Here is a 12,097-nt window from a genome sequence, read left to right as displayed (position 1 = left end):
CAACTCAATCCTCGGTTATGCCTAATTTTCTATTAGAAGTCGGTACAGAAGAACTCCCCGCCAGCTTTGTCGGTAGCGCCATCCAACAATGGCAAAGTCTTATTCCCAAAAGTCTCTCGGAACAATACTTGACAAATGAGACTATTAATGTATATGGAACTCCCCGGCGTTTGGCTGTGCTGATTGAAGGTTTACCAGCACAGCAACCGGATAGAGTAGAGGAAATCAAAGGCCCACCAGCATCGGCGGCGTTCAAGGATGGACAACCCACCAAGGCGGCGGAAGGTTTTGCCCGCAAGCAGGGTGTGGCTTTGGAGGCGTTGGAAGTGCGTCCTACGGATAAGGGCGATTTCGTGTTTGTCAAGCAAAGCATTCCCGGACGCGCTACGGCTGATATTTTGAAGGAATTGATTCCCCAGTGGATTTTTAAGTTGGAAGGTAAGCGTTTTATGCGCTGGGGAGATGGAGACATTAAGTTTTCTCGTCCTATAGTTTGGTTGGTGACATTATTAGATGATGCGGTTTTACCACTGGAAATTGAGAATGGATCGGAGATAATTAAGAGCGATCGCATTTCCCACACCCATCGCGTTTTAACCCCCCCTCAATCCCCCCCGTCCACAGGGGGGAAGACTGTCACAATCCCCCGCGCTACAGATTATGTGACTACTCTCCGTTCCGGTTTCGTCGAAGTCGATGCGGAACTGAGAAAAGCCAGAATTAAAGAGCAAGTTGAAGCGGTTGCCAAAAATCAAAGCGGCTATGCAGAAATCTATCCGGATTTATTAGCAGAAGTCACCAACTTGGTAGAATGGCCTACTGCTGTGATGGGGAAATTTGATGAGGATTTCTTGAGTTTACCGCCGGAAGTAACTACTACGGTGATGGTAACTCACCAGCGCTACTTCCCCCTATTCAAAACAGCAGAAGCGAAGGAATTATTGCCGAATTTTATCACTATTTCTAATGGAGATCCCGCTAAATCCGATTTGATCGCCGCAGGTAACGGGCGGGTAGTGCGGGCGCGGTTAGCCGACGGTCAATATTTCTACAAATCCGATTTGGCTAAACCATTAGAAAGTTATGTTCCCCGACTGGAAAAAGTCACATTTCAAGATGAATTGGGAACGATGCAGGCCAAAGTCGATCGCATCGTCAAAATTGCCGGAAAAATTAGCCACCAACTGCAATTAAGCGCAGAAGATAGCAAAAATATCCAACGCGCTGCTTTCCTGTGCAAAGCTGACCTCGTTACCCAAATGGTAGGCGAATTCCCGGAATTGCAAGGTGTAATGGGACAGAAATATGCAGCCGCGAGTGGCGAAACCGAAGCAGTAGCAACGGCGATTTTTGAACATTATTTGCCGCGAGGTGCAGGCGATAAATTACCGCAAACTATTACAGGTCAAGTTGTCGGTTTGGCAGACAGACTCGATACCTTGGTAAGCATTTTCGGGTTGGGAATGTTGCCCACAGGTTCCGCAGATCCTTTTGCGTTACGTCGGGCAGCAAATGCGGTAGTTAATATCACTTGGACAGCAGAATTACCGCTGAATTTGCAGGAGTTACTTGAGCAAATTGTCGCTGATTTTGTTGCTGCTTATCCCAAAACCAAATCGGGCGAATTATTGCCACAATTACAGGAGTTTTTCCTGCAACGGATACGAACTTTACTGCAAGACGATCGCACCATAGATTACGATTTAGTAAATGCCGTTTTGGGAGAAAACGATCCAGAATATACGGAACGCGCCTTAAAAGATTTATTGGATGTGCGAAATCGCGCTATTTTCCTACAAGAAATCCGCAACAACGGCAAACTTTCGGAAATCTACGAAACTGTCAATCGTTCTACTCGTCTCGCTGCACAAGGAGATTTGGATAAGCAACAATTGGAACCCACGGAAGTTGTGCGATCGAACTTATTTGAGAAAGCATCAGAACAAGCATTTTATGATGCGATCGTCCAACTTGTTCCCCAAACTAAAGCATCGCGAGAACAGCGCAATTATCAACAATTGGTAGATGCTTTAAGCGAAATTACTCCCAAAGTCAGCACATTTTTTGATGGCCCAGAAAGTGTGTTAGTAATGGATGAAAATTTAGAAGTCAGGCGCAATCGTTTAAATCTATTGGGATTGCTGCGAAATCATGCGCGAGTGCTGGCAGATTTCGGCCCGATCGTGAAAACTTAAAGCTAATAACCTCAAAGAAACCGGGTTTCTTCAGTTTAGAAATCAGAAACCCGATTTCTCTCCGCACATACCTTTTAAGTGAGGACAAAGGGAATGAAGGAACTAGAACTAATCCGCAACTCGGCACAACAATCGGCGCGATCGTATTGGAGTTCTGCCATATCATTAATATTGGTATTATTCGTGATGATAATATCCTGTATAACGAGTACGGGATTCGGCAATCCATTAGGAATAATTTTTGCCCTCATAAGTTTGTCGATCGTCTACGCAATCTCCTTGCTGCAAACGATCCGTCTTTTGTGTAGAGGAATCGCACGTTTGGAGGAAAGAATTGCCGATTTAGAAAGACGGATTCTTTAAAACCGACAAAAACAGATTTAAAATTTTACCTTTTTATCCCGATCGAGTACCATAAAGATTGCAAAATCAGGGAAAAGTAAAAATACTAAACTATGCCTAACGCGCACATCATTGGTTTGGGGAGATCGGGAATTGCAGCTGCAAGACTGTTGAAACGGGAAGGTTGGGATGTGACCCTCAGCGATTCTGCCAGCGCCGAAAGCTTAGCTTCGCGCCACACCTCGGAAATCTTCCAACAACAGCAACAGCAACTTACCGACAATGGAATTACCGTCAAACTTGGTTATTCTTTTACACCGGAAGGCGAAGATTTACCTCAGCTAATTGTGGTCAGTCCCGGCGTACCTTGGGATATTCCCGCCTTGCTTCGCGCCAGAGAATTAGGCATAGAAACAATTGGCGAAATTGAACTCGCGTGGCGTCGTTTGCAAAGTTGTCCTTGGGTTGGCATTACTGGTACAAACGGTAAAACTACAACTACAGCGTTAATTGCTGCTATCTTTCAAGCGGCTGGATTTAATGCTCCCGCTTGCGGTAATATCGGCTATGCTGCTTGCGAATTAGCGCTATCGGAAACACCTCCCGATTGGGTAATTGCCGAAATTAGCAGCTATCAAATTGAATCATCGCGCCTTTTAGCACCGCGTATTGGCGTTTGGACAACTTTCACTCCGGATCACCTCAGTCGTCACAAAACCTTAGAAAATTACTTCAATATTAAGGCGAAGTTACTAAATCAATCGCCGTTCCAAATATTCAACGGTGACGATCCGTATCTGAGAGAAAATGTCCCCGATCGCTTTGTTAATGCTTACTGGACAAGTGTAAAAGGTAAAGCGGAATTAATTGCCGATCGCGGTTTTTATATTGAAGATGGCTGGGTGGTCGATCGCGGCGATCGAATAGTGGAAACCTCATCATTAAAAATGGTAGGAGAACACAACCTGCAAAACCTGTTAATGGCAGTAGCGGCAGCAAGATTGGCAGGAATTGAAAAAAATGCGATCGCGCAAGCAATCGCCAACTTTCCCGGCGTTCCCCATCGCCTCGAACACATCTGCACTTGGCAAGGAATTGATTTTATTAACGACAGCAAAGCCACTAATTATGACGCTGCTGAAGTTGGATTAAACTCAGTAAATGCTCCCGCTATTCTCATCGCTGGTGGCGAAGCCAAAGCAGGTGACGATACAGGTTGGATGAAGAAAATTCAAGAGAAAGCCGCCGCAGTTTTACTCATCGGTGATGCGGCGACTGCCTTTGCCAAACGACTCGAAGAAATTGGTTATTCCCATTATGAAATAGTGGAAACTATGGCACGCGCTGTACCGATATCTGCTGAATTAGCCAAACAACATCAAGCCAAAGTTGTCCTGCTTTCACCCGCCTGCGCTAGCTTCGATCAATACCAGAACTTCGAGCAACGCGGCGACGATTTTCGCCACCTATGCCTGGAATTTCAGGAACGAAATTCTGCTGATTGATTTGCCAAACTAACAAAAGGTAAAAGAAAAAAAACCATTAGTTTTAAAACAAATTTAATATAAGGAATTTCTTTTACCTTTTTCTAATTTTTACTTGTTAAACTGCTTCACTTGCAAATTCTTTTATTTGCAACTGGGTACAGGGAATTTTATCAGATAAAATTGCACTCGATAACTTGCCTGTATGGATTTCTAACTGAGCATCTGGTGGGGCTTCAAATAAGAGGCGTTGCCCTGGAAAAACAACCCGCTCAAAATACCAATTAGCAATATTTGAGATCCGCGCAATTTGGATATGACTGCTACTATTTATATAGCAGCAAAAAATGCGATCGGAGTTATCGGAAGGAAGAGAATCGAGGATTTGAGCCATAATTAACAGATTGCTTTTTTTGATGATGACGGTTTTTAATGAATGTTAATGTGTTACACACTCGTTTTACTATATACTAGACGCGCCTAAGTCAGCACGCCAAAAGTCATGAAAAAGTGACAGTATAAGTTATAGCAATCTCCCTTGCACCCGGATATTATGCTGGGATCGCGATCGCAAAACTGAAGCCCAGCTTCATTTTTACCCCACTCTCCGCCTCTGTTTCCCATTCCACCCAAACGAGTTCTACATTGCAGGAAATTATATTAACCTGTCTGGCGTTCGGGTGCTTTAAGGTGGTGCGATTTTCCGTAATAACACCGATCCCAAAACCTACCAACGATACTTTAGGAGTAGGGGGAAAATCGACAAGAAAAGGCCCAAGTTAACCAGTGCCCCCCGGATGGGTATCTGCGCGATCGCCATACTGAGAAAAACTCCTCCTATGAATCGATCTCAAAAAATATATCGATCGCCCTTAGAAAACAAAACTTAAAAGGCAAAAGTAAAAAAAGAAATTACACCTTTTCTTTTGCCTTCTTACTCTTAGTTTTCTACTTTTTTTATTCGCTGCGTTCCTGATAATCTTCCGAAGAAGAAGGATCTAACTCCCAGCGTCGATCGTCCCGCTGGTCTAAAATCTCTGTAGTCCGCAGAAAAGCCCTGTCGTCCATCTCCAGCCCTACAGCAGCTCCCAACTCATCAACAATATCTTGGTCGGGAGTAGCAACCGTTCCACCAACCGCCTCCTCACCAACCATACTCGCTTGTTCCCAAGCCGCATCCACATCACCCCCACTCAGTTGCGGGCTAGTCGATGTATACAGCTTCTCTTCATCGCGCAATCTTCGCGTACCGATGTTGTATCCCGGTTCTGTCTTCACACCCGTTCCGTAGGATTCCGTAATTTCCTGCGGTAGATCTAAAACCATCGGTTCGTCGTTTATATCCAGTACTTTTTTATCTGCTTTGTCAGCCATAAAAATCACTCCATCTGCTTTTCCAGCATAATTTCTGGCAACAAAATCGATGTCTTGCTTTAGAGCGAAACCGATCTATCTCTTTTGAATGAACAAGGAAGCCGCAAAAAATCTAAAATCTAAAATCTAAAATCGAATGCCGTTCCTGATAATCTTCCGAAGAAGTTGGATCTAACTCCCAACGGCGATCGTCACGCTCCTCGATAATTTCTACTGTGTGCAAAAAAGCCATATCATCTATATCTAATCCGACAGCCGCCCCCAATTGATCGACAATATTCTGATCGGGAGTAGCAGCAGTTCCGCCGACAGCTTCCTCACCAGTTGAGTCGGCTTGTTCCCAAGCCGCATCCACATCACCCCCTGATAATTTTGGACTGGTGGAAGTGTACAGTCTCAACACCTGCATGAAAATGTAAGTGCCAAAACATCCTGGCACCCTGGGAATATCTGTATCCACGGTTATATTCTCCTGCGGCTGAGCCTGCAAAGAAGGCCGATCGGCTTTCTTTGTGGCAGCTTTTTTTATCTGCTGAGTTAGTTATATAGGAATTACGCAAAGTGTCTAAATGTAGGGTCAATTCATGAATTTACCCTACTAGATATAATGATTTTTTCAACTGGCTGCGTAAGTACCGTTACATTAATAACCCTTTCTGCCTTTCCAGTTTAAAGGCTATAAGAAAAACCGATCTATCACTTTAGAGCGAAATTTTTTTATCACTTTGGAACGACGAGATTACAGTCCTGCCATGCCTAACCTGGAGAAGAGATCGAACGACATCTAGCAGGTGTTGTTAAGCGCAGACATTCATTTCTGAGGATGCCATGAACCGCGACGAGTTCATTAAACACGTTCAAAGTATAGCTCAGGTCGGTTCGCGTGAAGAGGCAGAGCGTGCTATTTGCGCCACCCTAGAAACGATCCGCGATCGCATCGTAGGCGATGAAGCAAAAGATTTAGCTTCACAACTGCCATCTGAGTTTAAACAGTTTTTGCAAGGTAGAGAGGCAGAGAACGGTCAGCACTTCTCTCTACATGAATTCTATCAGCGCGTCAGTGACAAAGAAGGTGTAGACCCAGTTACAGCAGCGACTCACGCCCGCGCTGTATTCTCGGTGTTAAACTCAGCAATTACGCCCGGTGAATTTGCCGATCTTCGCGCTAATTTTTCTGACGATTACAGCGATTTACTACCAGCCCCAAGCCCAACATCAGAGGTAATCTCAGGGACAGGTATGTAGAACAATGGCAGATTGGAAAAAACTTCAATTTGCCATCACAAGTTTGCCAATTAAAATTATTTGAGGAAATTGCATGACACATCACAACAATCACGGCAGCAATAAACGAGTTGCAATTTTAATAGAAACAGGCGTTGAAGATGCCGAATTTCAAGTGCCTTACAAAGCCCTAAAAATGGCTGGATTCGATGTAGTTGTACTCGGCTCCCGCATGAACAGCACTTATGTGGGCAAACAAGGCAAACTTTCCATACAGCCAGATGGAACTACGACCGAAGCACGTCCCGAAGAGTTCGATGCAGTCGTTATTCCTGGCGGTTTGGCTCCTGACACGATGCGTACCAACCCCAATACGGTGAAATTCGTGCAGGATGCAATGAATGGAGGAAAACTGATTGCTGCTGTTTGCCACGGGCCACAAGTTTTGATTGAAGGCGATCTGCTCAAAGGCAAAAATGCTACCGGCTTTAGATCGATTCGCAAGGATATGATTAACGCCGGTGCTAACTATATTGATGAGCCGCTCGTTGTAGATGGCAATTTAATTACATCGCGTCGTCCTGGAGATTTGGGAATTTTCACAACTGCAATTCTCAGCCGTCTCGGTTATGGCGGTAAAGAAGTCGATCTGCCAAATGAAAATGATGTCACAGCAGAATGGTGGAAAATTGCCAACGCTTGGGGTGGCTCGACTAAGGGCGATATTGTTAAAGCTTTGAATACAGCGCTAGCAGGCGAACGTTATTCGAGCGAAGCTTTCCAGCAGTACGTTGAAAAGTCATCCGATCGCGAAGTCAAAGCACTTCTGGAAGATACGATCGCCAATAAAAAACAACACATTCAAATGCTGGAAGAACGGCTGAATGCACTCGGCGAAAAACCATCAATACCCGCCCAAGCAGCTGACACTTACGCCAAACTAAAAACTTCCCTACAAGGTAGCGATGAAATGGCAATGCTGCGTCGCGCACTCGGCGATATCCAAACGGCTGTTGTTGACACTTACCAACTTCGCAATCAGTTAACCGACCCGATTACAACTGAAATATTCAGCCAAATTGAAATCGATCACGCAAAATACGAACAACATTTCGCGCAACTCTACCGTAATCGGTTGGGCTCGGAAATTGCTAAACCCGCCAAACCTACCACCGCACCTGCTGTCGGTGTGTAAGAAAGGGGTTAGGGGCTAGGGGTTAGGGAAGAGGGAGAGGGAAGAGGGAAAAGGGAAAAGAAAAGAGGGAAGAGGGAGAGGGAGGAATTTTGAATTTTGACTTTTAACTTTTGACTTTTGATTCCCCCCTCCCTCTTCTTTTTGAATTTTGAATTTTGAATTTTCAATCAAGGAGGTGTTAATGTCAGATCGCGGCATCTTCTTAGGAGCTAAGAATGATGGCAAAAAAAGTGATTTTTATTTGTGTTGAAATCAATTGGAGTACAAACTACAAACAAGCAAAAAGCAAAAAGTGGGGAATGGGTAAATGCTCATTTTCAATTTATCATACACAGCTACATTTTATTTTTTTCATTATTATCACTTTTGATAACTGTCAAATCATAAATAAGGAAGTCATAATGAAAGCAATCACATTTACTCAAGGAATTGCCATGTTTCTCAAAAGCAAACAAAATGGTACTTTGATCCAAATAGAGGATCTAGAATCTTTGATCAACCCCAATAAAAATCAAATTACCGGACGAGATCAAGCTGGCCAGGAAGAACAAGGGCCTGCTTCATATCAAAAAGAAGAATTGATTTTTCCTTCCGGCGAGCAACTACCCCGCTGCTGGTTAGATGCAAATTACCAAACAGCCTGATCTCGAATTAGTTATTGGTCATTTGGAAAATTCTCTTTTCATTAATGACCGATGACTGATGACTAATAACAGCTGTATGGTGCGTCAGAAGAGCAGAATTTTTGCGGTCATCATTAATTTTATCCCGCTGACGTACCCTACTTAATCTAACGCGCAACTTAAGTTAATAACTGAGGACATTTATATGGTTGATACCAGCGTCAAGAAAATAGACTCTACCCAATCCCCTCAAGGTCAAATGGGCCAAAAATATCTGGCTTCTGGAAAGAGTGTGTCTATGCGTCTTTGGGAGGACGAACAGCCAGGTGAAGCGAAACCACTAACTCAGCGCGAGTATGAAACTGTCGGTTATGTGATTAAAGGTCGCGCTGAATTACACATCGAAGGACAGATGGTTTTACTCGAACCTGGTAGTTCCTGGGTAGTACCGAAAGGAGCATCTCACACTTACAAAATCCTCGACCCATTCTCCGCAGTCGAAGCAACTTCTCCTCCTGCCCAAGTTCACGGGCGCGATGAATAATACTTAAGTAGGGTGGGCATTGCCCACCTTAATTTTTAGGAAAAAATTCTCATCCTATTGACTTAGACAAAAAGGTAGTATTCACTAAATTTTATGTTTGTTTAGTTGTATTTTAGATGGCAATTTATTATTACTTAGGAAAGATTTAATAATTACCTCTGTCAAGCTATTGTTAAGTTGGGTGAACAAAAAATCATAGATCGAAATCAGTTGTAAGAAAACAAGGAAGATTAGATGCAGAGCAATGTAGTTAGCTTGCCGCTAACCGAATTTAAGCTGAATAAGATGACTGAGCGACAAGCGCAAGTTTTCAACTACGATGAAGCAGAGCAGCAATTCATTACGCTGTTGTATCTCGAAGATTTAGACAAAAAACTGGCAGCACAACCGGAAATTTCTGTCAATTTTGAAAGAGCGATCGCACACGCAATTGAAATAGCTTATAAAGGAGAATGGGGAGATAGCGACGCAGCCCACCTTTTTTTACAGCGCGTCCTTTATCGCATCAACCGAATCAACCTTTTTTGGTATGACGATTTGCGCCACTACACCAACGAACGCTCTTACTATCTGCAAAAAATACGTAACCAAATAGAAGAAGTTTGGCAGCAGTGGGAAATATCGCAAATTGATGTAGAAGCGCTGCAAAAACTCGATACCACGCAAGCATTAATTGAGCGGGGAGAACGCGATCTCGATCCGCCTTTATCTGAAGATGCGCGGTACATTCGCGAAGAAATGACCGAGGCAGGATATCGCCACCTCTTAGCAATTGCTTCTTTCGACGGATTGGTAGAAGCAAGTCGTCTTTCCCGCATTTTGGGCGGTGCTGCTAACGAAGTGCAGTGTACTTTGGTGCGCGTACTGTTGGAAGAATACGGCAACGGTCGCCTCTCCCGCAAGCATTCTACATTTTTCGCCCAAATGCTGGCCGAATTTGGCATGAATACGGAACCGGAAGGATATTTCGATATCGTGCCTTGGGAAGTTTTGGCATCGATAAACCATAACTTCTTGCTAACAGAATGCAAGCGCTATTTCTTGCGTTACAACGGTGGACTGACATATTTTGAAATTGTCGGCCCTTCGATCTACAAAAACTATCTAACAGCAGCGCAACGACTGAAACTTTCAGATGCGGCAATGGGTTATTGGGAACTACACATCCGGGAAGACGAACGTCACGGTCGCTGGATGTTAGATGATGTTGCTTTGCCATTAGTTGATATGTATCCCGATGAAGCTTGGCAAATTGTTTTGGGATACGACCAAGAGAAATTCATGGCCGATCGCGCTGGCGCATCTGTCGTGCGATCGATCCGCTCAAATTGCTAATTGTTCATTGCTAATCGCTCACTCTCCATACTGCATTTCTTGCTCTTATGAGCTATCAGCGATGAACCGCTCGTCCGATTTTTGCTGTCCTTTTTTGCCCTTTTCTGCCCTTTTTTGCTCCTGATACTATGTTTAACCTCTCCATCCTCGCTCCCAAGTCTAAGACACTCTTTGGTTTTCGCCCAACTCAAAAGCCAAGCTCTAAAATTGCGAAGAGAAGCCCTTCTGGAAAAGAAGTATTTATTTGCCCGGAAGAATCTAATTTTTACTCGCAGTGCTTAGAGATGATGGTGCTAAACGATTGCGGTGAGGATGAAGTAGCGATCGAGTTTGGTTCTGGCGATGGCCTGCCAGTGATTAATTCATTGCTGAGAAACCAGTTTAATGGTATAATTCACGGCTACGAACTCAATCAGTCAGCTTGCGAAGTGGCCAATGCCAAAATCGCTACATACGAGCTCGAAGATCGATATGTAATTCATAATTCTTGTTTCTTCAATTCCGCTAAACCCGATTCGCGATATCTTGTATCAAACCCACCATATCTGCCATCATTAGATGACGATATCTATCTGCCATTATTACGCGGAGGCATGGATGGATCTGGAATTACCAGACAACTACTGTCATTAGATTACGAGAACGTGATGCTGATGATTTCCAGTTATTCCAATCCAGTAGACACCATTGATTATGCCATTGCCAAAGGCTACTACGTTTCTAAGTTTCTCGTTACCCCTCTAGAATTTGGCTATTATAGTTCTGAGCCAAAAGTTAGGAATACGATCGCAAAGCTGCGCGAACACAACATGGCTTTTTATTCAGAAAATGTCTACCTTTTGGCTGGTGTTTTGTTTCAAAAACAGCATAAACTTTCTATAGACTTGTCTAACGAGTTAATCCAGATAATGACAAGTTTGTGAACTCAGTAGCTTTTTGGTTAAAGATTTGGAGAAGAGAGAATTTGCCGATCGGTTCTGGAATCATTGCGAAGGTGTGGAGAGTTCCGAGGGACGCTGGGCGAACGGCAAAGGCCAGTTCGAGTATCTCGCCAATCCTCAGCCGCTTGGCCCAGAACCGCACCCACCCCAACCCGATCCGAAATTGCACGGGACGCCAAAAGACAGATAAAAGTGTTTGAGTTCTAGGGGCGATCGCACGATCGCCCTTATTTTATTCTGCCGCGAGTTTGAATAGCGATCGCGATTTAGTTAATTTTTGCAAATATTATCCCCCAGGTAGGTATAAACTAGGTTAAGGCTTGGTTAAGCATATCTATAAATACCGTTATCAAACGAAGAATCAATGGCCACTAACGGAGAAAATTTCAACCAACAGAACAAAAACAACTTTTTATACCCTAGAGGCCGCTACTACGGTGCCTTTACGCCCGAACAACTAGCTTTTAACGCTAATTTGCAAGAATTTGCTCAAAAAGTTGCGTATATCGCGGCCCTAGAAACCGGAGGAAAGATTTTGCCAGAGGAGGCGTATCAAAAGATCAAATCTTTGTGGAAGCAGTTAAAGCGAAGCAGGAAGGCGATGAAGATTGGCGAAAATCCGCCATCGGAAACGCAATAGTTTTTTCTGCTATCAGTTTATATTTATCACCGCTCAAAATAACCAAGATGTGTAACGCCTTGGCGGAATTCTTGGCGCAAACAGTTACCGGGCCAAACCATTTGCAACTGCCGAACTTTTAGCAGCGATCGCCCCACCGCAAATTGCCGAGCTTGTTTTAGGTGGGCAAATGTTGTAAAATCTAACAAAAATTGATGTGA

General features: G+C 43.9%; 15 protein-coding genes and 1 pseudogene. 10 read left to right on the top strand and 6 right to left on the bottom strand.

The features are described 5' to 3' along the window. The first annotated feature begins 17 nt into the window (after positions 1-17). The gene (gene glyS, locus ACE1CD_RS28245; protein ID WP_374826930.1) at positions 18-2,195 is read left to right on the top strand and encodes a glycine--tRNA ligase subunit beta; all 2,178 of its coding nucleotides are present in this window, start codon (positions 18-20) and stop codon (positions 2,193-2,195) included. Between the two features lie 74 nt (positions 2,196-2,269). Here glyS and ACE1CD_RS28240 read toward each other — a convergent pair whose 3' ends face one another. Beyond that, entirely contained in the window at positions 2,270-2,446 is a 177-nt protein-coding gene (locus ACE1CD_RS28240; RefSeq protein WP_374826929.1) for a hypothetical protein, read from the bottom strand. Between the two features lie 204 nt (positions 2,447-2,650). On the opposite strand from ACE1CD_RS28240, the gene murD reads away from it, so the two are divergent. Next, positions 2,651-4,042 carry a UDP-N-acetylmuramoyl-L-alanine--D-glutamate ligase gene (gene murD / locus ACE1CD_RS28235; RefSeq protein ID WP_374826928.1) on the top strand — a complete coding sequence of 464 codons (1,392 nt, stop codon included), beginning with the start codon at positions 2,651-2,653 and terminating at the stop codon, positions 4,040-4,042. Positions 4,043-4,160: 118 nt separating this feature from the next. On the opposite strand, the pseudogene ACE1CD_RS28230 reads toward murD, so the two are convergent. The 4 genes and pseudogenes from ACE1CD_RS28230 to ACE1CD_RS28215 all read right to left on the bottom strand — a co-directional run. Then, positions 4,161-4,415: pseudogene (locus ACE1CD_RS28230) on the bottom strand (DUF1830 domain-containing protein); the annotation flags it as partial. Between the two features lie 157 nt (positions 4,416-4,572). Continuing rightward, on the bottom strand, positions 4,573-4,755 hold the full coding sequence (locus ACE1CD_RS28225; protein WP_374795886.1) for a hypothetical protein: 183 nt from the start codon (positions 4,753-4,755) through the stop codon (positions 4,573-4,575). Positions 4,756-4,978: 223 nt separating this feature from the next. Continuing rightward, complete coding sequence (locus tag ACE1CD_RS28220) at positions 4,979-5,395, bottom strand: DUF6335 family protein (RefSeq protein WP_374795887.1); 417 nt, start codon at positions 5,393-5,395, stop codon at positions 4,979-4,981. 112 nt (positions 5,396-5,507) lie between these two features. Beyond that, positions 5,508-5,855: a DUF6335 family protein gene (locus ACE1CD_RS28215; protein ID WP_374826927.1), complete on the bottom strand. Its 348-nt coding sequence runs from the start codon at positions 5,853-5,855 to the stop codon at positions 5,508-5,510. A gap of 368 nt (positions 5,856-6,223) precedes the next feature. Between ACE1CD_RS28215 and ACE1CD_RS28210 the strand changes: the two genes are divergently transcribed. The 8 genes from ACE1CD_RS28210 to ACE1CD_RS28175 all read left to right on the top strand — a co-directional run bounded on the left by ACE1CD_RS28210 (position 6,224) and on the right by ACE1CD_RS28175 (position 11,897). Then, positions 6,224-6,640, top strand: a complete 417-nt coding sequence (locus ACE1CD_RS28210) for a DUF2267 domain-containing protein (protein WP_374826926.1) — start codon at positions 6,224-6,226, stop codon at positions 6,638-6,640. 73 nt (positions 6,641-6,713) lie between these two features. Next, positions 6,714-7,814, top strand: coding sequence for a DJ-1/PfpI/YhbO family deglycase/protease (locus ACE1CD_RS28205; RefSeq protein ID WP_374826925.1), 1,101 nt, complete (start codon positions 6,714-6,716; stop codon positions 7,812-7,814). A gap of 215 nt (positions 7,815-8,029) precedes the next feature. Next, positions 8,030-8,458, top strand: a complete 429-nt coding sequence (locus ACE1CD_RS28200; protein ID WP_374795891.1) for a hypothetical protein — start codon at positions 8,030-8,032, stop codon at positions 8,456-8,458. A gap of 184 nt (positions 8,459-8,642) precedes the next feature. Next, positions 8,643-8,981, top strand: a complete 339-nt coding sequence (locus tag ACE1CD_RS28195) for a cupin domain-containing protein (RefSeq protein ID WP_374795892.1) — start codon at positions 8,643-8,645, stop codon at positions 8,979-8,981. A 234-nt stretch (positions 8,982-9,215) separates the two neighbouring features. Beyond that, the gene (locus tag ACE1CD_RS28190) at positions 9,216-10,316 is read left to right on the top strand and encodes an iron-containing redox enzyme family protein (RefSeq protein ID WP_374826924.1); all 1,101 of its coding nucleotides are present in this window, start codon (positions 9,216-9,218) and stop codon (positions 10,314-10,316) included. A gap of 284 nt (positions 10,317-10,600) precedes the next feature. Continuing rightward, positions 10,601-11,239, top strand: a complete 639-nt coding sequence (locus tag ACE1CD_RS28185) for an SAM-dependent methyltransferase (RefSeq protein WP_374826923.1) — start codon at positions 10,601-10,603, stop codon at positions 11,237-11,239. Between the two features lie 13 nt (positions 11,240-11,252). Then, positions 11,253-11,447 (top strand): hypothetical protein, encoded by a 195-nt coding sequence (locus tag ACE1CD_RS28180; protein ID WP_374795895.1) that lies wholly within the window; start codon positions 11,253-11,255, stop codon positions 11,445-11,447. 174 nt (positions 11,448-11,621) lie between these two features. Further along, on the top strand, positions 11,622-11,897 hold the full coding sequence (locus ACE1CD_RS28175; protein WP_374795896.1) for a hypothetical protein: 276 nt from the start codon (positions 11,622-11,624) through the stop codon (positions 11,895-11,897). A 26-nt stretch (positions 11,898-11,923) separates the two neighbouring features. On the opposite strand, the gene ACE1CD_RS28170 is transcribed toward ACE1CD_RS28175, so the two are convergent. Then, the gene (locus ACE1CD_RS28170; RefSeq protein WP_374795897.1) at positions 11,924-12,085 is read right to left on the bottom strand and encodes a hypothetical protein; all 162 of its coding nucleotides are present in this window, start codon (positions 12,083-12,085) and stop codon (positions 11,924-11,926) included. Positions 12,086-12,097 lie beyond the last annotated feature (12 nt).

Origin of the sequence: Aerosakkonema sp. BLCC-F183, assembly GCF_041929145.1 — a bacterium.
In the GTDB taxonomy this organism is placed as follows: Bacteria; Cyanobacteriota; Cyanobacteriia; order Cyanobacteriales; family Aerosakkonemataceae; genus Aerosakkonema.
The sequence above is the reverse complement of the archived record's forward strand: the minus strand, read 5'-3'. Positions and strand labels throughout refer to the sequence as shown.